This is a genomic window from Pseudomonas sp. S31 (assembly GCF_016648105.1).
Taxonomy (GTDB): Bacteria; Pseudomonadota; Gammaproteobacteria; order Pseudomonadales; family Pseudomonadaceae; genus Aquipseudomonas.
The window spans coordinates 110,173-128,261 of sequence record NZ_JACVVE010000013.1 but is presented as its reverse complement, the minus strand read 5'-3'; the positions used below and the strand labels follow the sequence as shown (position 1 = coordinate 128,261).

At 63.1% G+C, this 18,089-nt stretch carries 16 protein-coding genes; 6 read left to right on the top strand and 10 right to left on the bottom strand.

Features of this window, described 5'->3' with window-relative positions; all coding sequences use genetic code 11:
• Positions 1 to 21: 21 nt before the first annotated feature.
• The 3 genes from IAE37_RS12370 to ttgA are packed head-to-tail and all read right to left on the bottom strand — an operon-like array spanning position 22 to position 5,786.
• Positions 22 to 1,476: an AdeC/AdeK/OprM family multidrug efflux complex outer membrane factor gene (locus IAE37_RS12370; protein WP_201173952.1), complete on the bottom strand. Its 1,455-nt coding sequence runs from the start codon at positions 1,474 to 1,476 to the stop codon at positions 22 to 24.
• Positions 1,473 to 4,628 (bottom strand): multidrug efflux RND transporter permease subunit TtgB, encoded by a 3,156-nt coding sequence (gene ttgB, locus IAE37_RS12365; protein WP_201173949.1) that lies wholly within the window; start codon positions 4,626 to 4,628, stop codon positions 1,473 to 1,475. Before ttgB ends, IAE37_RS12370 begins: the two co-directional genes overlap by 4 nt.
• Before the next feature lie 3 nt (positions 4,629 to 4,631).
• Complete coding sequence (gene ttgA / locus IAE37_RS12360) at positions 4,632 to 5,786, bottom strand: toluene efflux RND transporter periplasmic adaptor subunit TtgA (RefSeq protein ID WP_201173937.1); 1,155 nt, start codon at positions 5,784 to 5,786, stop codon at positions 4,632 to 4,634.
• A 256-nt stretch (positions 5,787 to 6,042) separates the two neighbouring features.
• Here ttgA and IAE37_RS12355 point away from each other — a divergent pair, with 256 nt between their 5' ends.
• Positions 6,043 to 6,675, top strand: a complete 633-nt coding sequence (locus IAE37_RS12355) for a TetR family transcriptional regulator (protein ID WP_201173921.1) — start codon at positions 6,043 to 6,045, stop codon at positions 6,673 to 6,675.
• An 89-nt stretch (positions 6,676 to 6,764) separates the two neighbouring features.
• Here the strand turns inward: IAE37_RS12355 and IAE37_RS12350 are convergent, their stop codons facing one another.
• Positions 6,765 to 8,216, bottom strand: coding sequence for an MDR family MFS transporter (locus IAE37_RS12350; protein ID WP_201174000.1), 1,452 nt, complete (start codon positions 8,214 to 8,216; stop codon positions 6,765 to 6,767).
• A 412-nt stretch (positions 8,217 to 8,628) separates the two neighbouring features.
• On the opposite strand from IAE37_RS12350, the gene IAE37_RS12345 reads away from it, so the two are divergent.
• Positions 8,629 to 9,498: an isocitrate lyase/PEP mutase family protein gene (locus tag IAE37_RS12345; protein ID WP_201173920.1), complete on the top strand. Its 870-nt coding sequence runs from the start codon at positions 8,629 to 8,631 to the stop codon at positions 9,496 to 9,498.
• Between the two features lie 234 nt (positions 9,499 to 9,732).
• Here IAE37_RS12345 and IAE37_RS12340 read toward each other — a convergent pair whose 3' ends face one another.
• On the bottom strand, positions 9,733 to 10,638 hold the full coding sequence (locus IAE37_RS12340) for a LysR family transcriptional regulator (RefSeq protein WP_201173919.1): 906 nt from the start codon (positions 10,636 to 10,638) through the stop codon (positions 9,733 to 9,735).
• Positions 10,639 to 10,740: 102 nt separating this feature from the next.
• Between IAE37_RS12340 and IAE37_RS12335 the strand changes: the two genes are divergently transcribed.
• Positions 10,741 to 11,616 (top strand): MBL fold metallo-hydrolase, encoded by an 876-nt coding sequence (locus IAE37_RS12335; RefSeq protein ID WP_201173918.1) that lies wholly within the window; start codon positions 10,741 to 10,743, stop codon positions 11,614 to 11,616.
• Between the two features lie 27 nt (positions 11,617 to 11,643).
• Positions 11,644 to 12,258: an NAD(P)-dependent oxidoreductase gene (locus IAE37_RS12330; protein ID WP_201173917.1), complete on the top strand. Its 615-nt coding sequence runs from the start codon at positions 11,644 to 11,646 to the stop codon at positions 12,256 to 12,258.
• A gap of 9 nt (positions 12,259 to 12,267) precedes the next feature.
• On the opposite strand, the gene IAE37_RS12325 is transcribed toward IAE37_RS12330, so the two are convergent.
• Complete coding sequence (locus IAE37_RS12325) at positions 12,268 to 13,188, bottom strand: AraC family transcriptional regulator (protein ID WP_201173915.1); 921 nt, start codon at positions 13,186 to 13,188, stop codon at positions 12,268 to 12,270.
• A 217-nt stretch (positions 13,189 to 13,405) separates the two neighbouring features.
• Here IAE37_RS12325 and IAE37_RS12320 point away from each other — a divergent pair, with 217 nt between their 5' ends.
• Positions 13,406 to 13,699 carry an antibiotic biosynthesis monooxygenase family protein gene (locus IAE37_RS12320; protein ID WP_201173913.1) on the top strand — a complete coding sequence of 98 codons (294 nt, stop codon included), beginning with the start codon at positions 13,406 to 13,408 and terminating at the stop codon, positions 13,697 to 13,699.
• Between the two features lie 125 nt (positions 13,700 to 13,824).
• Positions 13,825 to 14,058: a hypothetical protein gene (locus IAE37_RS12315; RefSeq protein ID WP_201173912.1), complete on the top strand. Its 234-nt coding sequence runs from the start codon at positions 13,825 to 13,827 to the stop codon at positions 14,056 to 14,058.
• A 13-nt stretch (positions 14,059 to 14,071) separates the two neighbouring features.
• Here the strand turns inward: IAE37_RS12315 and IAE37_RS12310 are convergent, their stop codons facing one another.
• The 4 genes from IAE37_RS12310 to IAE37_RS12295 all read right to left on the bottom strand — a co-directional run bounded on the left by IAE37_RS12310 (position 14,072) and on the right by IAE37_RS12295 (position 17,965).
• Positions 14,072 to 14,677, bottom strand: coding sequence for a flavin reductase family protein (locus IAE37_RS12310; RefSeq protein ID WP_201173909.1), 606 nt, complete (start codon positions 14,675 to 14,677; stop codon positions 14,072 to 14,074).
• Positions 14,678 to 14,792: 115 nt separating this feature from the next.
• Positions 14,793 to 15,116, bottom strand: coding sequence for a hypothetical protein (locus tag IAE37_RS12305; protein WP_201173906.1), 324 nt, complete (start codon positions 15,114 to 15,116; stop codon positions 14,793 to 14,795).
• A 269-nt stretch (positions 15,117 to 15,385) separates the two neighbouring features.
• On the bottom strand, positions 15,386 to 16,525 hold the full coding sequence (locus IAE37_RS12300; protein WP_201173903.1) for a Fic family protein: 1,140 nt from the start codon (positions 16,523 to 16,525) through the stop codon (positions 15,386 to 15,388).
• A gap of 120 nt (positions 16,526 to 16,645) precedes the next feature.
• Positions 16,646 to 17,965, bottom strand: coding sequence for an MFS transporter (locus IAE37_RS12295; RefSeq protein WP_201173900.1), 1,320 nt, complete (start codon positions 17,963 to 17,965; stop codon positions 16,646 to 16,648).
• Positions 17,966 to 18,089 lie beyond the last annotated feature (124 nt).

The following is an 18,089-nucleotide window of genomic DNA, read 5'->3' as shown; positions in this document are numbered from 1 at the left end:
GGGCTTGATGTGCCGGGCGGGTCAGCCTTGCGGTGCTGTCACCGAAGCCTGTTGCTGGGCTTCGCCGGTGCGCTCGTACCAGCCACCGCCGAGCGCCTTGTACAGGTTGACCTCGCTGGTCAGCTGCGACAGGCGATCGCTGATCAGCGCCTGCTGGGCACTGAACAGGTTGCGTTGGGCGTCGAGGAAGGTCAGGTTGCTGTCGATACCGATGCGGTAGCGGCGTTCGGCCAGACGGTAGTAATCCTGGTTCGCCTGCACCAGGTCGCGTTGCGCCTGCAGCTGTTCCTCGAAGGTCTTGCGCGCCGCCAGGCCATCGGACACCTCTTGGAAGGCGGTCTGGATGGTCTTCTCGTACTTGGCGACGTTGATGTCCTTCTGGATCTTCGAGTAGTCCAGGCTCGCTCTCAGGCTGCCGGCGTTGAAGATCGGCAGGTTGATCTGCGGCTGGAACAGCCAGGTGCCTTGGCCACCCGAGAACAGGTGGCCCATGTCGGGGCTCAGGCTGCCGGCGTTGGCGGTCAGGCTGATGCTCGGGAAGAACGCAGCGCGTGCGGCGCCGATGTTGGCGTTGGCGGCCTTGAGCAGGTGCTCGGCCTCCTGGATGTCCGGGCGTCGCTGAAGGATGTCCGATGGCAGGCCGGCGGGTACTTCGGCCAGTTGGTCGGCACCGAGCTCGAGTGGTTTGGGCAGGTTGCCAGGAATGCCGGTGCCGAGCAGCACGGCCAGGCTGTTGGCGTCCTGGGCGACCAGGCGCTGGTACTGCGAGTACTTGACCCGTGCGCCTTCAACGGCGGTGCGCGCCTGGCTCACGTCGAGCGCCGAAGCCACACCGACCTCGTTGCTGCGGGCGGTCAGGTTGTAGCTTTCCTGGTAGGCCTTGAGAGTGTCCTCGGTCAGCTTCAGCAGTGCCTGGTCGGCCTGCCAGGTGTAGTAGGCGTTGGCCACGCTGGCCACCAGGGCGATCTGCGTGGAGCGGCGCGCCTGCTCGCTGGACAGGTAGGTTTCCAGGGCCTGCTCGGTCAGGCTGCGCACGCGGCCGAACAGGTCGAGCTCGTAGGCACTGACGCCGAGGGTGGCCGAGTACTGGCTGGTGATGCCGGACTCACCGGTGGTCGACATGTTCGCCGGGACCCGCTGGCGGCTGCCGCTGCCGGTGGCGGAAACCGCCGGCAGCAGGTCGGCACGCTGGATGCGGTACTGGGCGCGGTAGGCGTCGATGTTCAGCGCAGCCACGCGCAGGTCGCGGTTGTTCTCCAGCGAGGTCTGGATCAGTTGCTGCAGTGCCGGGTCGTGGAAGACCTGGCGCCAGCCCTGTTCGGCGGCGGCGACGTTGGCCGATTCGGTCGGCGAGTAGGCAGGGCCTTGCGGCCACTGCGCAGCCACCGGCGATTCCGGGGTCTGGTAGTCGGGGATCAGCGAGCAGCCGCCGAGGATGAAAGCGGTTACTGCCAGGGATAACAAAGACTTGGTCATTGCCCAGCCTCATAACGTGGAGTTTCAGGGGTGGCGTCTTCTTTTTTCGGCTCTTTACTGCCGAACAGCGACGACACTGCGACGAAGAACAGCGGTACCCAGAAGATCGCCAGAACGGTGGCACTGATCATACCGCCGATTACCCCGGTACCGATGGCGTGCTGGCTACCAGCGCCCGCACCACTGGAGATGGTCAACGGTACCACGCCGAGGATGAACGCCAGCGAGGTCATGATGATCGGGCGCAGACGCATGCGGCAGGCTTCGATCGCCGCGTCGTACAGGCTGCGGCCTTGCTCGTGCAGTTCCTTGGCGAATTCGACGATCAGGATCGCGTTCTTCGCCGCCAGGCCGATGGTGGTCAGCAGGCCGACCAGGAAGTACACATCGTTGGACAGGCCACGCAGGCTGGTGGCGATCAGCGCGCCGATGATACCCAGGGGCACCACCAGGACCACGGCGATCGGGATCGACCAGCTTTCGTACAGGGCTGCCAGGCAGAGGAACACGAACAGTACCGAGAGGGCGAACAGTGCCGGCATCTGCGAGCCGGAGAGTTTTTCCTCGTAGGACATGCCGGTCCAGGAGTAGCCGATGCCGGTTGGCAGTTCGCCGGCGATGCGCTCGACTTCGGCCATCGCCTCACCGGTACTGTAGCCCGGGGCCGGGGCACCGAGGATCTCGACCGCTTCGACGCCGTTGTAGCGCGACAGCTTCGGCGAGCCGTAGGTCCACTCGCCTTTGGCGAACGAGGAGAACGGCACCATCTCGCCAGCGCCATTGCGCACGTACCACTTCTGCAGGTCTTCCGGGCTCATCCGCGAGTTCGGTTGACCCTGGATGTACACCTTCTTGACCCGACCGCGATCGATGAAGTCGTTGACGTAGCTGGCACCCAGGGCGATCGACAGGGTGTTGTTGATGTCGGCGATGGTCACGCCCAGGGCGCTGGCACGTTCGTCATCGATGGTCAGCTGGTACTGCGGCTCGTCGTTCAGGCCGTTCGGGCGCACGGCGCTGAGGATCTTGCTCTGCGCGGCCTTGGCCAGGAACTCGTTGCGGGCTTCCATCAGCTTGGCATGGCCGACGCCGGCGCGGTCCTGGAGGAACACGTCGAAACCGGTGGCGTTACCCAGTTCGAGTACCGCTGGCGGGGCGAAGGCGAACACCATCGCGTCGCGGAAGCCGAAGAAGTGCTGCTGGGCGCGGGTGGCCAGGTTGAACACGCTGTTCTCGGCAGAACGCTCGTCCCAAGGCTTGAGCATGATGAACGCCATGCCGGAACTCTGCCCGCGACCGGCGAAGTTGAAGCCGTTGACGGTGAACACCGAAGAAACGGTATCGGCTTCGTCCTTGAGCAGATACTTGCGCATGTCGTCGATCACCACCTGGGTGCGCTCGGCACTGGAGCCTGCCGGGGTCTGCACCTGGGCGAACAGTACGCCCTGGTCTTCCTCGGGCAGGAACGCCGTGGGAATGCGCGCGAACAGCCAGATCATGCCGACCACGATCAGCGCATAGGCCAGGAGGAACGGCAGCTTGTTGCGCAGGATGGTGCCCACGCTGCGCTCGTAACCCACCACGCTGCGGTCGAAGTTGCGGTTGAACCAACCGAAGAAGCCGCCCTTGGCGACATGGTGCTCGCCTTTTTTCAGCGGCTTGAGCATGGTCGCGCACAGCGCTGGGGTGAACACCAGCGCCACCAGCACCGACAGGCCCATGGCCGAGACGATGGTGATGGAGAACTGCCGGTAGATCACGCCGGTGGAACCGCCGAAGAAGGCCATCGGCAGCAGCACCGCCGACAGCACCAGGGCGATACCGACCAGGGCGCCCTGGATCTGCCCCATGGAGCGCTTGGTCGCCTCCTTGGGCGGCAGCCCCTCCTCGGACATCACCCGCTCGACGTTCTCCACCACGACGATGGCATCGTCCACCAGCAAGCCGATGGCCAGGACCATGGCGAACATGGTCAGGGTGTTGATGCTGAAGCCGGCGGCGGCAAGGATACCGAAGGTACCCAGCAACACCACCGGTACGGTCATGGTGGTGATGACGGTGGCGCGGAAGTTCTGCAGGAACAGGTACATCACCAGGAACACCAGGACCACGGCTTCGATCAGGGTGTGGATCACGCCGCTGATCGACTCGGTGACCACCGGGGTGGTGTCATACGGGAACACGGCCTTCACACCCGGCGGGAAGAACGGTTCGAGGTCGGCGATGGTCTGGCGCAATGCCTTGGCAGTGTCCAGGGCGTTGGCACCGGTCGCCAGCTTGACCGCCAGGCCCGAAGCCGGCTTGCCGTTGAACTGCGCACTGATGGCGTAGTTCTCGCCACCCAGGCCCACTTCGGCGACATCGCCCAGGCGCACCTGGGAGCCGTCGGTGTTGACCTTGAGCAGAATGTTCTCGAACTGCTCGGCGGTCTGCAGGCGGGTCTTGCCGATGATGGTGGCGTTGAGCTGGGTGCCCGGCACGGCAGGCAGGCCGCCGAGCTGGCCGGAGGACACCTGGACGTTCTGCGCGGCGACGGCGGTCTTGACGTCGACCGGGGTCAGCTGGAACTTGTTCAGCTTGGCCGGATCGAGCCAGATACGCATCGCGTACTGCGCACCGAATACCTGGAAGTCACCGACGCCGGCAGTCCGCGAGATCGGGTCCTGCATGTTGGAGACGATGTAGTTGGCCAGGTCGTCCTTGGTCATGCTGCCGTCTTCGGACACCAGGCCGATCACCATCAGGAAGTTCTTCACTGCCTTGGTGACGCGGATACCTTGCTGCTGCACTTCCTGCGGCAGCAGCGGGGTGGCCAGGTTCAGCTTGTTCTGCACCTGGACCTGGGCGGTGTCGGGGTTGGTGCCCTGCTCGAAGGTGGCGGTGATGGTCATGCTGCCGTCGGAGTTACTTTCCGACGATACATAACGCAGGTTGTCGATACCGTTGAGCTGCTGCTCGATGACCTGCACCACGGTGTCCTGTACGGTCTGCGCGGAGGCACCCGGGTAGGTCACGGCGATGGCGATGGCCGGAGGCGCGATGCTCGGGTACTGGTTGATCGGCAACTTCAGGATCGACAGGGCGCCGACCAGCATGATCACCAAGGCGATCACCCAGGCGAAGATCGGGCGATCGATAAAGAACTTCGACATGGTTTACTCCGCTTTGGCGTCTGCTTTGGCCGCGTTGGCCTGATCAGGGCTATCTGGCTTCTTGACGTTGGTGGCTTCGTTGACCTTGACCTCGACGCCTGGACGCACGTACTGCAGGCCTTCGGTGATCAGGCGATCGCCCGGGTTCAGGCCTTGCTCGACCAGCCATTCGCTGCCCACGGTACGGCTGACCTTGAGTTGGCGCAGTTCGACCTTGTTCTCCTGGTTGACCACCAATGCCGTTGGGGCACCCTTGAGGTCGCGGGTCACGCCTTGCTGCGGGGCGAGAATGGCCTTGGAGTTGACCCCGGCCTTGAGCCGCGCGTGCACGAACATGCCAGGCAGCAGGGTGTGGTCGGGGTTGGGGAAGACCGCACGCAGGGTCACCGAGCCGGTGGTTTCGTCAACCGACACTTCGGAGAACTCCAGGCGACCTTCCTGCTTGAACAGGCTGCCGTCTTCCAGCACCAGCTGTACCGAGGCGGCATTGTCACCGGCCTTCTGCAGCTGGCCGCTTTCCAGGTCGCGGCGCAGTTTCAGCAGCTCGGCGGTCGATTGCGTGACATCGACGTAGATCGGGTCGAGTTGCTGGATGGTCGCCATGGCGTTGGTCTGGCCATTGCTGACCAGCGCGCCCTCGGTCACCGAAGAGCGACCGATACGGCCGCTGATCGGGGCCAGGACCTTGGTGTAGCGCAGGTCGATCTGCGCGCTCTTGAGCGTTGCTTCGGCCTGCAATCGTTTGGCATTGGCGTCGTCGTATTCCTGCTTGGACACAGCCTGCTCGTCGATCAGCTGCTTGTAGCGTTCGGCCAGCGAGCGGGTCGATTGCAGGTTGGCCTGGGCATTGGCCAGGGTGGCTTCGTACACCGATGGGTCGATCTGATACAGCTGCTGGCCTTCCTTGACCTCGCTACCTTCCTTGAACAGGCGCTTGAGGATGATGCCGTTCACCTGCGGACGGACCTCTGCGACGCGGAAGGCGGTGGTGCGCCCAGGCAGTTCCGAGGTGAGGGTGAAGGGTTGCGGCTGCAAGGTGACCACGCCGACCAGAGGAGCCTGCGCTGCGGGCGCGGCTTCTTCTTTCTTGCAGCCACTGAGCAGGGTGGCCAGGGCGACGGCGGAAACCAGAGCGGTAACGGCTGGCTTGAATTGCATGAGGATCCTCGGGTCGCTAGAGCAGGTAGACGCTCAAGAGTAATGGAAGAGACTTGTCAGAAAAAATCTTATCGAGTGGATAAGTAGCTTACTAACGAATATACTTACATTCACGGTTGTTTGTAAATACCGCTGGATGGTAGATCGCTACCATCGCGGCTCTTGATTAGCCCATCCGGCAGGTGCCCCGCAGAGGTGCCCCCGGCGGTTTCCCCGTAGGCAAAAGGCCTGCGGGCCCAGATGAGGTGGTACTGCCATGGTCCGTCGAACAAAAGAAGAAGCGCTGGAAACCCGCGCGCAGATTATCGAGGCCGCGGAAAAGGCTTTCTACAAGCGCGGCATCGCGCGTACCACGTTGGCGGACATCGCCGAGCTGGCTGGGGTGACCCGTGGCGCGATCTACTGGCACTTCAGCAACAAGGCAGAGTTGGTCCAGGCGCTGCTCGACAGCCTGCACGAAACCCACGACCACCTTGCCCGGGCCAGCGAAAGCGAAGATGAACTCGACCCGCTCGGCTGCATGCGCAAGCTGTTGCTGCAGGTGGTTCATGACCTGGTGCTCGACGCCCGTACCCGGCGTATCAATGAAATCCTGCATCACAAGTGCGAGTTCACCGATGACATGTGTGAAATTCGCCAGCAGCGCCAGGGCGCGGTGCTGGATTGTCATGAGGGCATCACCCTGGCGCTGGCCAATGCCGCGCGTCGCGAGCAATTGCCCGCCGACCTGGATGTGCAGCGTGCTGCGGTCGCCCTGTTTGCCTACGTGGATGGCCTGATCGGCCGCTGGTTGTTGCTGCCCGACAGTTTCGACCTGCTGGGGGACGCGGAAAAATGGGTCGATACAGGGCTGGATATGCTGCGCTGGAGCCCGGCGCTGCGCAAATGACACTTTGTGAAGGATTGTGAGGAAGTGTTTCCCTGGAAGATTAAGGCGGGATTAACGCGAGAGTGAGGGGCGCCGGGGCCCTCGCACGCTCAGCGCCCGCGCAGTTGCCGGTCTGGCAACGCCAGCGCCGCTACCAGCCCCAGCAGTGCCACCCCGGCACTGGCCAGCAGCACATCACGGAACGTTTCCAGCAGGCGGGCCTGGGTCGCCGGATCCGCTTCCCCGGCCTGCAGGCTGCCAAGCAGCGGATTGCCTACGGCGGCGAAACCATTGTGCAACAGCAACGCCAGCAACAGGCTGGACATGCAGGCCACGCCCATGGCGCCGCCCAGGGACCGGAACAGGTTGGTGGTGCTGGTGGCGACGCCGATGTCTTTGCGTTCCACGGCGTTCTGCGTGGCCACCAGCGAGGTCGGGAAATGCAGCCCGCAGGCGATGCCGGTCAGCAGCATGTACAGGCCGCTGAGCCAACCCGCTTGCGGTGGCGTCAGGGCGATTGCGCCGATGGCCAGCGGCATCAGCAACGCACCGGCGACGATCTGCGGTTTGTAGCGGCCGGTGCGGCTGGTCATGCGGCCGCCATAGAACGCCCCCATCGGCAACCCCATGGCCAGGGGCAGCAGATGCAGCGCCGCGCTGTCGGCGCCTGCCCCTGTGATGCCCTGGAAGCGCAGGGGCATGATCATGGTCAGGGAAATCGACTGGAAGCCGGCGAAGAAGATCACCGCCCAGCACAACACAGCAGTACGGTTGGCGAACAACTGCATCGGCAGCAGCGGCTCCGGACAACGCCATTCGTGGCCTATGAACAGCGCCAGGCCGAGCACGGCACAGGCGAACATCGCCAGCACGGCAGGCGCTGTCCAGGCCTGGCCCTGGCCGACCAGGGTGATGCCCAGCAGCAGGCTGCCCAGGCCGAGCACCATCAGTATCGCCCCGAGGTAGTCGACACGGGCCTGGCGGGTAGTCATCGGCAGGTTGGCCAGGGCCCGACGGATCGCCCACAGCGCGACCAGGCCCAGCGGCACGTTGATCCAGAACACCCAGCGCCAGGACAGGTACTCGGTGAGCCAACCGCCGAGTACCGGGCCGGCGACACTGGCAATGGCATACATGCTGCTGAAGTAGCCCTGGTAGCGGCCCCGCTCGCGTGGGGGCACGAAGTCGCCGATGATCGCCTGGCTGACCGAAACCATGCCGCCGGCGCCGATGCCTTGCAGCACCCGCGCCAGCACCAGTTGCTGCATGTCCTGGGCCAGGGCGCAGGCGATCGAGGCCAGGGTGAAGAGACTGATGCCGGTGAGGATCATGCGCCGGCGCCCATACAGGTCACCCAGCTTGCCGTAGATCGGCACCGCCACGGTCATCGCCACCATGTAGCCGGAGATGACCCAGGCCAGCAGGCCGACATCGTTGAATTGCGCGGAGATGGCAGGCATGGACACGGCGACGATGGTCTGGTCCAGGGCACCGAGGAAGATGGCCAGCATCAACGCGCTGAGCACGTTGCGCAAGGCGGCAGGGGGCAGGGCGGCGGTCACGGTTTTACCTTGTTCGAGCATGGGTGGTGCTGCTTTCGCGGGTAAACGCGCTCTTGCAGGAGCGGGTTTACCCGCGAAGGCTGCGACACGGATTCCCGGAATTGTAACCGGAGTTAGGTAGCTTCCTATGTACTATCTGCATCCCCTATGCAAGATCGGCATTGGCGCTTTCATCCAGTCAGACATGGCTGCGTGATATCGTGACATGCTCACAGCGGCTGAAAACCGGGGCTCGCACCAGCATGGTGCAGCAAAATGCCGCAGGTTTTCCGCGCACTGTCTTCCACGCCTTATATTCCTCTGCCTGCATGTCGAGCATGACCGCCCAGATGGCGACGGTTGGAACAGGTCAGGTAGACCCGATCCAGAGGTCGGTAGCAACCGTTCAATTTTATCTTTCAGCGGAGTGATCATGCCCAAGGCTTCCCATCAAGATCTGCGTATTGCCTTCCGCGAGCTGCTCGCTTCAGGTGCTTGCTATCACACCGCATCGGTGTTCGACCCCATGTCTGCGCGGATCGCCGCCGACCTGGGTTTTGAAGTCGGCATTCTCGGCGGCTCGGTCGCCTCGTTGCAGGTACTGGCCGCCCCGGACTTCGCCCTGATCACCCTCAGTGAGTTCGTCGAGCAGGCCACCCGCATCGGCCGCGTGGCGCAGTTGCCGGTATTGGCCGATGCCGACCATGGCTATGGCAATGCGCTGAACGTCATGCGCACGGTGATCGAGCTGGAGCGTGCCGGCGTGGCCGCGCTGACCATCGAAGACACCTTGTTGCCGGCCCAGTTCGGCCGCAAGTCCACCGACCTGATCTCGGTCGACGAAGGCGTCGGGAAGATCCGCGCGGCCCTGGAGGCGCGAGTGGACTCGACCTTGTCGATCATCGCCCGGACCAACGCCGGTGTGCTCACCACCGAGGAATGCATCGTCCGCACCCAGAGCTATCAGAAGGCCGGCGCCGACGGTATCTGCATGGTGGGGGTGAAGGATTTCGAGCAGCTCGAGCAGATCGCCGAACACCTGACCGTACCGCTGATGCTCGTCACCTACGGCAACCCGAACCTGCGTGACGACGAGCGCCTGGCGCGCCTGGGCGTGCGTATCGTGGTCGATGGCCACGCCGCGTACTTTGCCGCGATCAAGGCGACCTACGATTGCCTGCGTCTGCAGCGCGGCCGGCAGAACAAATCGGAAAACCTCAGCGCTACCGAACTCTCGCACACCTACACCCAGCCCGAGGATTACATCCGCTGGGCCAAGGAATACATGAGCGTCGAGGAGTGACCGGCTGGGCGCCGTCAACTCAACGGACGGCGCTCAAGGTGGCGGTGTGAGGCACGCAATGTGCCTGCTCGCAGCTGGCAGCGGCGCTGGGCTGGCTGCGTAGCAGCTCGGCACGCCAGCAGGCAGAGCCGTAAAGGCCTGCGACTGCAGTCAGGGCCATGACAAGCGCGACTCTTCTTGATTTGATGCCCATGGTGCTCACCTCCTTGTACCGCGAAGGGATCTACACCTCCATTATAGATCTCTGTCCCACTCCGGCTCGTCCTTGAACCGCTGCACCAGAAAATCCAGCATGCTGCGCAAGGTAGCCGGCATGTGCTTGCGCGATGTGTACACCGCATTCAGGTTCAGCTCGCGCGGCTTTGCTTGCGCCAGCAGGCGCACCAGCTCACCTTTGCGCAGGGCTTCGGCGGCCTGGTAGGTCGGCAACATGGCGATGCCGGCGCCAGCCAGCGCGGCCTTTTGCAGGGTCAGCGCCTCGTTGGCACTGATGTTACCCGCCACCGGCACGGCAACCTGCTGACCGGCTACTTCGAAATGCCACAGGCTATGGCCGAAGTAGGCATGGGTCAGGCAGTTGTGCCGGCTCAGTTCTTCGACCTGTTGCGGCGTGCCGTGCTCGCGTAGATAGGCTGGTGCCGCACAGACCACCGAACGGCACACGCTCAGGCGCCGGGCGATCAGGTTGGGGTCAAGGTCGTTGCTGGTGCGAATTGCCAGGTCGATGCGTTCGTCCACCAAGTTGACGGTGCGGTCGAGCATCTGCAGTTCAATGTCTACCGCAGGGTAGCGCCGTACATAAGCAGCGATCGCATCCACCAATTGGGCCTGGCCGAAAGAGGTACTGACGCTGATGCGCAATGCGCCTTTGGGGGCGTCGTCCGGCTGCTGTACGGCGGCCTGCAGGTCGTCGGCCAGCTCCAGCAGTTGCCGACAGCGGGGCAGCGTTTCCTGGCCGGCAGCGGTAAGGCTGAGCTTGCGTGTTGTGCGCTGCATCAACCGCGCGCCCACCCAGTCTTCCAGCTCGGCCAGGTAGCGCGATACGACCGGCCGCGACAGCAGCAGATGGTCCGCCGCCGCGGACTGGCTGCCCAGGTCGACAACGGTGACGAAGACGCGCATGGCGTTAAGACGGTCCATGATTTGCTCGCTTTCAGAAACAAACTATGTTCAAGCATGGCATTTTTTGTCACGGATCGGGCAACTAAGCTGTTGGCCATCCTTCAGCGAAAGGCATAGCCAATGTCCCTGTTCACCCCTCTGCGTGGCCTGCTGCTGGCCTGCGCCACCCTGGCCGGCCCGGTGCTGGCTGCCGAGCCCTTGCAACTGGAAGTCTACAACCCCGGGCACGAGGCGATTTTTCCGGTGAGTTCGGTGATCGTCAGCGGCGAGCATGATGCCGTGCTGGTCGATGCCCAATTCGGCAAGGCCCAGGCCGAGCAATTGGTGCAACGCCTGCTGGCGAGTGGCAAGCAACTGACAAGCATCTACATCAGCCATGGTGACCCGGATTACTACTTCGGCCTGGATACCCTGACCCAGGCCTTCCCCGATGCCAAGGTGCTGGCTTCGGCTGCCACCGTTGCGCACATCCGCCAGACCATGGACGCCAAGCTAGCGCACTGGGGGCCACAGATGGGGGTGGACAAGCCGGCGCGGTTGGTACTGCCGCAGGTGCTCGAAGGCAACCGCCTGACACTGGAAGGGCAGGCCTTGGAAGTGGTCGGCCTGGACGGCCCACAGCCTGAGCGCAGTTTTGTCTGGATTCCGTCGATCAAGGCGGTGGTTGGCGGCGTGGTGGTGTCCGAGCACATCCATGTATGGATGGCCGACACGCAAACGGCCAAGTCGCATGACGACTGGCTTGGCACCCTGGCGCACATCGAAGCGCTGGCGCCGCGCACGGTCATCCCGGGCCATTACCTTGGCGATAGCAGCCGCTCGCTGGAGGCGGTGCGCTTTACTGCCAACTACATTCGTGATTTCGATGCCGAAACCGCCAAGGCGAAAGATGCTGGCGCGTTGATCAAGGCGATGAAGCAGCGTTACCCGGGCCTGGCCGATGAAAGCTCGCTGGAGCTAGGAGCGAAGGTCGCCAAGGGCGAAATGAAGTGGTAATTCCTTTCAACTGATGGAGAGTCTCCCATGAGCAAGATTGCAATCATCGGTGCCACCGGCCGCGCTGGCAGCCAGTTGCTGGAAGAGGCGCTGCGCCGAGGTCATAGCGTGCTGGCCATTGCCCGCGACCCTTCGAAGCTGCAGGGGCGTGACGGGGTGATCGTCAGGGCGCTGGATGCCAAGGATAGTGCAGCCCTGCAAGCGGCGGTGGCGGGTGTGGACGCAGTGCTGAGCGCGGTGCATTTCTCGACTATCGAACCCCAGGCGATCATCGAGCCGGTCAAGCGTGCTGGGGTCAAGCGCCTGCTGGTGGTGGGTGGGGCGGGCAGTTTGCTGTTGCCATCCGGGCATCGGGTCATCGACAGCCCGGACTTCCCCGAGGCCTACAAGGCTGAAGCCAGCGCCGGCGTGCACTTTCTCGACGTACTACGCCAGGAGCCGACGCTGGACTGGACTTTCCTGTCGCCATCGGCGGAATTCGTCGAGGGCGAGCGCCGTGGCCACTACGTGCTGGGCAAGGACCACCTGCTGATCGGGGCCGATGGCAAGAGCTGGATCACCTTCGCCGACTTCGCCATCGCCATGCTCGATGAACTGGAAAAGCCGGCTCATTCGCGCCAGCGTTTCACGGTCGGTTACTGAGCCTGGCGCTCAACTGGCACTGGCACGCAGGCGCGCCACATCGCGGATCGGCGGCGCGCCGTAGAGCCGGCTGTATTCCCGGCTGAACTGCGAGGGGCTCTCGTAGCCCACTCGGTACGCGGCCACCGCCGCTTCCAGCCCGTCGTTGAGCATCAGCCGCCGCGCTTCCTGCAGGCGCAGTTGCTTCTGGTATTGCAGCGGGCTCATGGAGGTCACCGCCTTGAAACGGTGGTGCAGGGTCGACATGCTGAGGTTGACCTCGCGGGCCAGGTCTTCGATGCGCAAGGGTTGCTGGAAGTTCTCGTTGAGCCAGGTGATGGCCTGGCTGACGCGGTGGGTCTGGCTGTTGGCCAGGGCGATTTCGTACAGGCGGTAACCCTGCGGCCCACGCAGCAGACGATAGAGAATTTCCCGACGGATCAGCGGCGCGAGCATGCCGATGTCGCGCGGCGAGTCCAGCAGGCGAACCAGCCGCAGCAGCGCATCGAGCAGTTGCGGGTCGGTTCGTTCCACGTACAAGCCGCGTCCGGACGGCAGATTGGGCACCAGCATCGGCCCGCTTTCGGCGATCAGCCGGCTGATTTCGGCCGGGTCCAGGTCCAGGCGGATACCCAAGCAGGGGTTTTCCGGGCTGGCCTCGAGCTTCACGCCGCTGAGCGGCAGGGTGACCGACACCACCATGTAGTGCAGCGGGTCATAGGCGTACTGCTCGTCACCCAGGAACAGGCTCTTGCTGCCCTGGGCCATGATGCACATGGCGGGTTGGGCCAGGGTCGGCACCGAGCGGATATTCTCGACGTAGCGCACCAGGTACAGGTCGTCGATGGCCGATGCCGGCCCATGGGGCTCGCTGGCATGCCGACGGATCAGCTCGGCCAGTTCCTGGCGTTGCGCTTCCAGGGTCGGGTCGATGGACGGGGCTGTGGTCATGGCGGCGTTCCTGTCGTTATCACTGCGTGGCGGACCGATGCAGCATAAGTTTGGGGTCGGTCGCGCGCTAGTCGAAAGCTGCACGCCGATTGCCTGATCCTGTCGTGCTGCAGGATCAGGCAATCGGCGTGCAGTATTGGCCTAACGTGGCGCACGCGCGTGGCCCTAACCTTGGCAGCCTGGTTTTTACGTCCGCCCGCTTCAAGGAGATCGTGCAATGACCTTACGACAACCGGTCACCCACCTGGCTTTCATCCGTGCCAGCAGCGGTCGTTCGGCCGAGCTCGGCGCGCGCCTGCGCGACTTGCTCGAACCTTCGCTGCGCAGCCCGGGCTGCCTGAGCTTCAGCGTGCAGCGCTCGCAGGCCGATGATGACCTATGGCTGCTCAGCGGCAGCTGGTGCGACCAGCAGGCGATGAGTGGCTACTTCGCCTCGCCCACCCTCGACGTGTTCGGTGAGCTGGTGCAGGCGCAGGTGGTGCGCAGCCTGGATCTGCAGACCTTCAATTGATGCGGGGCTCGTTTTGGCCGCCTCGCCGGCAAACCCACCCGCGCGCATTGCCCTTCCCAGCGATGAGGCCAGGGCAGGCAAATGAAGTAAGATGCCGCCCCTCGATCAATCAAGCGGAAAGCAACATGGCACGTAGAGAATTCCCGCACTTCGAAGCGGTTTCGGCGATGGTTCCGGTGGAAGGGGGTGGCTACAACGCCGCTATCGCGGTCAAGGCCCTGCACCTGGGCGGCGCGCCGCGTTTTCACAAGGTGCTCGACGGCCAGGTATTCAACAGTGCCATGGCGGCCGACGAGGCCGCCTGCGCCGAGCTGCAACGCCTGCAGAGCGTGGGCGAGGAAGGTGAACTGATCTGGTGATCGGCGTTGTCCGTCACACCTGGGGCCGGCGCATCTTGAACAGATTTCCCAGCTCGAAATAGTCCGCCGGGCCACCACCACGCAGGATCGGCTCGGCGGCAGCAGTATCGTAAATGCCATCCTTGAGCAGGTGCTCGGCGATGTGCACCGCCACCACTTCGCCGAGGATCAGCCAGCTCGGCACCGGCTCCTGGTCGGCACGCTTGAGCTGCACGATCTGGCTCACCTTGCACTCGAAGGCTACCGGAGTTTCCCCCACGCGCGGCACCTTGACGATGCTCGACGGCGTGGCAGTCAGGCCGCTCAACTCGAACTCGTTCACGTCCGCGGCAACGGCCGCGCAGCTCTGGTTCATCTGCTCGGCCAACGGACGGGTGGCCAGGTTCCAGACGAACTCGCCGGTCTGCTCGATATTGTTCAGGCTGTCTTTGCGCCCGACGCTGCAGAAACCGATGATCGGTGGGATGTAGTTGAAGGCATTGAAGAAACTGTACGGCGCCAGGTTCAGCCGGCCTTCGCGATCCTGCGAGGAGATCCAACCGATCGGGCGCGGGCCGACGATGGCGTTGAACGGGTCATGGGGCAGGCCGTGGCCTTTGGCGGGTTCGTAGTAGTACATCGGCTTTGGGCCGGAAGGCCCACCTCTTGGGGACGAGGTGCCTAGTGTGCCAAGCCTGAGGCCGGCTGGAAATGATCAAGCCCGGACAAGCCGGGCTGGGGACGCGCATCAGGGATCAGCTGATGCGGTGGGCGTGGGTGCGGTCGAAGCCATCTTCGGCGAAGCGTTGTGCGCCAGTGCGGTCGAAGCCGTCTTCGGCGAAGCGTTGTGCGCCAGTGCGGTCGAAGCCGTCTTCGGCGAAGCGTTGTGCGCCGGTGCGGTCGAAGCCGTCTTCGGCGAAGCGTTGTGCACCAGTGCGGTCGAAACCATCTTCCACGTAGGCTGCCGACTGGCTTTGCACGGAGAAGTTGTGGGCATTGGTGCGGTCGAAGCCATCTTCGGCGAAGGCGCCAGCTGCGAATGCCGAGAGAGCCAGGGTAAGGATCAGTTTGTTTTTCATGGTCGGTGCTCCTTTGGGGGCGAGAGGTTGTTTGTTTCTATGGGTTTAATCCTACGCCGAATAAATTGATTAAAAAGCGCAAAAAATAGCGCTTAAGAATCGATTAAATCGATGTGTGTGCGTGCAGATGACCTGCGACAGCGGCGTTGGTAGCGCGTGAGCACTGCAAGCCCGGCCGAGCGCATTTCTTCATCCCGCGATTGCAGGATGGCGGATGGGAATTAATGGCGGGTTAAGAGCGAACTTGATGAGCGGCAACCCGCTCGATGTCAGGCGTTGGAGATGTCTCGAGTGTTGATCTGGTAGCGCGTGCTACGACCGCCACCCTCGAGTCGAACCAGGCAGTCCTTTTCGAGCAGCTCGGTCAGGTGGCGAGTGGCGGTAGCTTTGGAAACCTTCGCGACAGCCTGATACTGCGCGGCATTGATGCCATTCTCGAAGCCCTTTGGCCCGCCATCGAGTAGACGGTTGAGCACTTTTGTCTGTTCGGGGCGCAGACCGTCGGCACGGTGCGCATTCCAAAACCTCGACTTGACCAGTATCCGGTCGATGCGCAGCAATGCCTGTTCGAGGCTACACAGTAGCGTGTCGAGGAACCAGGTCAGCCAGGAGGTGATATCCAGGCCACCCTTCTGGCTACTTTCGAGTATCCGGTAGTAGCCAGCTCGATCATCGAGAATGCTCGTGGACATGGCGTAGAAACGGATGGATTGGCGTTCACTCTGAGCGAGGGCAAGGTCGGTCAGGGCTCGGGTCAACCGGCCATTGCCATCATCGAAGGGGTGCAAGGTCACGAACCAAAAGTGCGCGATGCCTGCACGCAATAGCGGGTCAAGCCCAGGGTTGTGGCGGCTTGAGGCAAACCAGCCGAGAAAGCGCTCCAGCTGGGCTTCCAGTACTGCACGCGGTGGGGCTTCGAAATGCACCGTAGGCTTGTCGATGCGACCGGAGATCACCTGCATCGGTGCTTCGTCCCGTAACTGCCCGACGAGTAGAGGCTTGGACAGTGTGTGGTCGTGCTCTGGAAACAGCCAGCGATGCCAAGTGAACAAACGCTGCAAGGTCAACGGCTGGTCGTAGCCCTGGGTGGCATCGAGCATGAGTTCTGCAAGGCCTTCACTGCGGGCGGTGGTTGCGCTTTGCTCGCCCATGCCCAGGCGGCGGGCGAGTGAGGAGCGGACGGAGCCCACGTTCAGTTGCTCACCTTCGATCGCGGAGGACGTGACGATGTTCTGTAGAAGGTTATCGAGGACGTTCTGGCATTCATTGAGCTCATCGACGGCTCCCATTTTTCCGAGTAGGCGGCCTTGGGCTTCCACGCAGCGACGTAGCAGTGGGGCCAATGCAGAGCCTTGCCACTTGAAATCCGGCCAGTCTGGTTGCTGCCAGATCCAATAGGGTGTGTTCATGGTTGCCTCGATTGACGGTGAGCCGATTAATCCCATTATTCGGCTCATGGGCGGTTGAACACGCATAAAAAAGGGCGTCCCTGTTACCGGGCGCCCCTTTCATATGCGGCTACGACACAATCAGTCAGTGTTGATCCGTGAATGCTGCTTGGTGTCTTTCATGGTCGCATAGACCAGCAGCGAGCAGGCGATGCAGGCCGTGACGTACCAGTAGAAGCCCGTCTCCATGCCAATGCTCTTGAACCACAGGGCCACGTACTCAGCGGTGCCGCCGAAGATCGACACGGTCAGCGCGTAGGGCAGGCCGACACCCAGGGCGCGGATTTCGGTAGGGAACAGCTCGGCCTTGACCACCGCGTTGATCGAGGTGTAGCCGCTGACGATGATCAGCGCCGCCATGATCAGGAAGAACGCCCCCCACCAGCTCTGGATGGTGTGCAAGGTGCTGAGGATAGGCACGGTGAACAGCGTGCCCAGTACCCCGAAGGCGATCAGGATCGGACGACGGCCGATCTTGTCCGACAGGCCGCCGATCACCGGTTGCAGGCACATGAACAGGAACAGCGTGGCCGCCGAGATGGTGGTGGAGTCGCTGATGCTCATGCCTACCGTGTTGACCAGGTACTTCTGCATGTACGTGGTGTAGGTATAGAAAGCCAGGGTGCCGCCCATGGTCAGGCCGACCACGGTGAGCAATTCCTTGGGGTGGCGCATCAGGGTACGCATCAGGCTTTCCTTGGCCTTTTCCTTCTTGGTGAAGGAGGCGGTTTCTTCCATGCCGCGGCGCAGATACAGCGCCACCACCGCGCACAGTGCACCGATCACGAAGGGTACGCGCCAGCCCCAGGCATACAGCTGCTCGGTGGTCAGCGTCTGCTGCAGGATGATCAGCACGGCAAGGGCGATGAGCTGGCCGGAAATCAGTGTCACGTACTGGAAGCTGGAGAAGAAGCCGCGGCGTTCCTTGCTGGCCATCTCGCTGAGGTAGGTGGCCGATGTGCCATACTCGCCGCCTACCGACAGGCCCTGCAGCAGACGTGCGAGAACCAGCAGGATCGGCGCGGCGACGCCGATGGTTTCATAGCCTGGCGTCAGGGCGATGACCAGCGAGCCCGCGCACATGAGCAGTACCGAGGCCATCAGTGCGGCCTTGCGGCCTTTGCGGTCGGCGTACAGGCCCATCAACCAGCCGCCAATCGGGCGCATCAGGAAGCCCACGGCGAAGATCGCGGCGGTGTTCAGCAATTGCGCGGTGGTGTCGCCTGCAGGGAAGAAGGCCTTGGCGAAATACAGGGAGAATGCAGCGTAGACGTACCAGTCGTACCACTCGACCATGTTGCCGATCGAGCCACTGAAGATCGACTTCAGGCGGCTGGCGGTGGACTTTTCAGCGGCGGGCGCGATGGCCGCCCCGGCTGGCAGGGAGGTGGCGTTATCCATCAGGGATACCTTCTCGTTGTTTTTGTGGAGCGCGCCAAGGCGCAGCTTGCCTGAGCAATTGCAGAAGGTGTGCCAAATGAGTGCGCAGGTGTTCCATTCAAGGGCGACGAGCGCCAAACCCCCG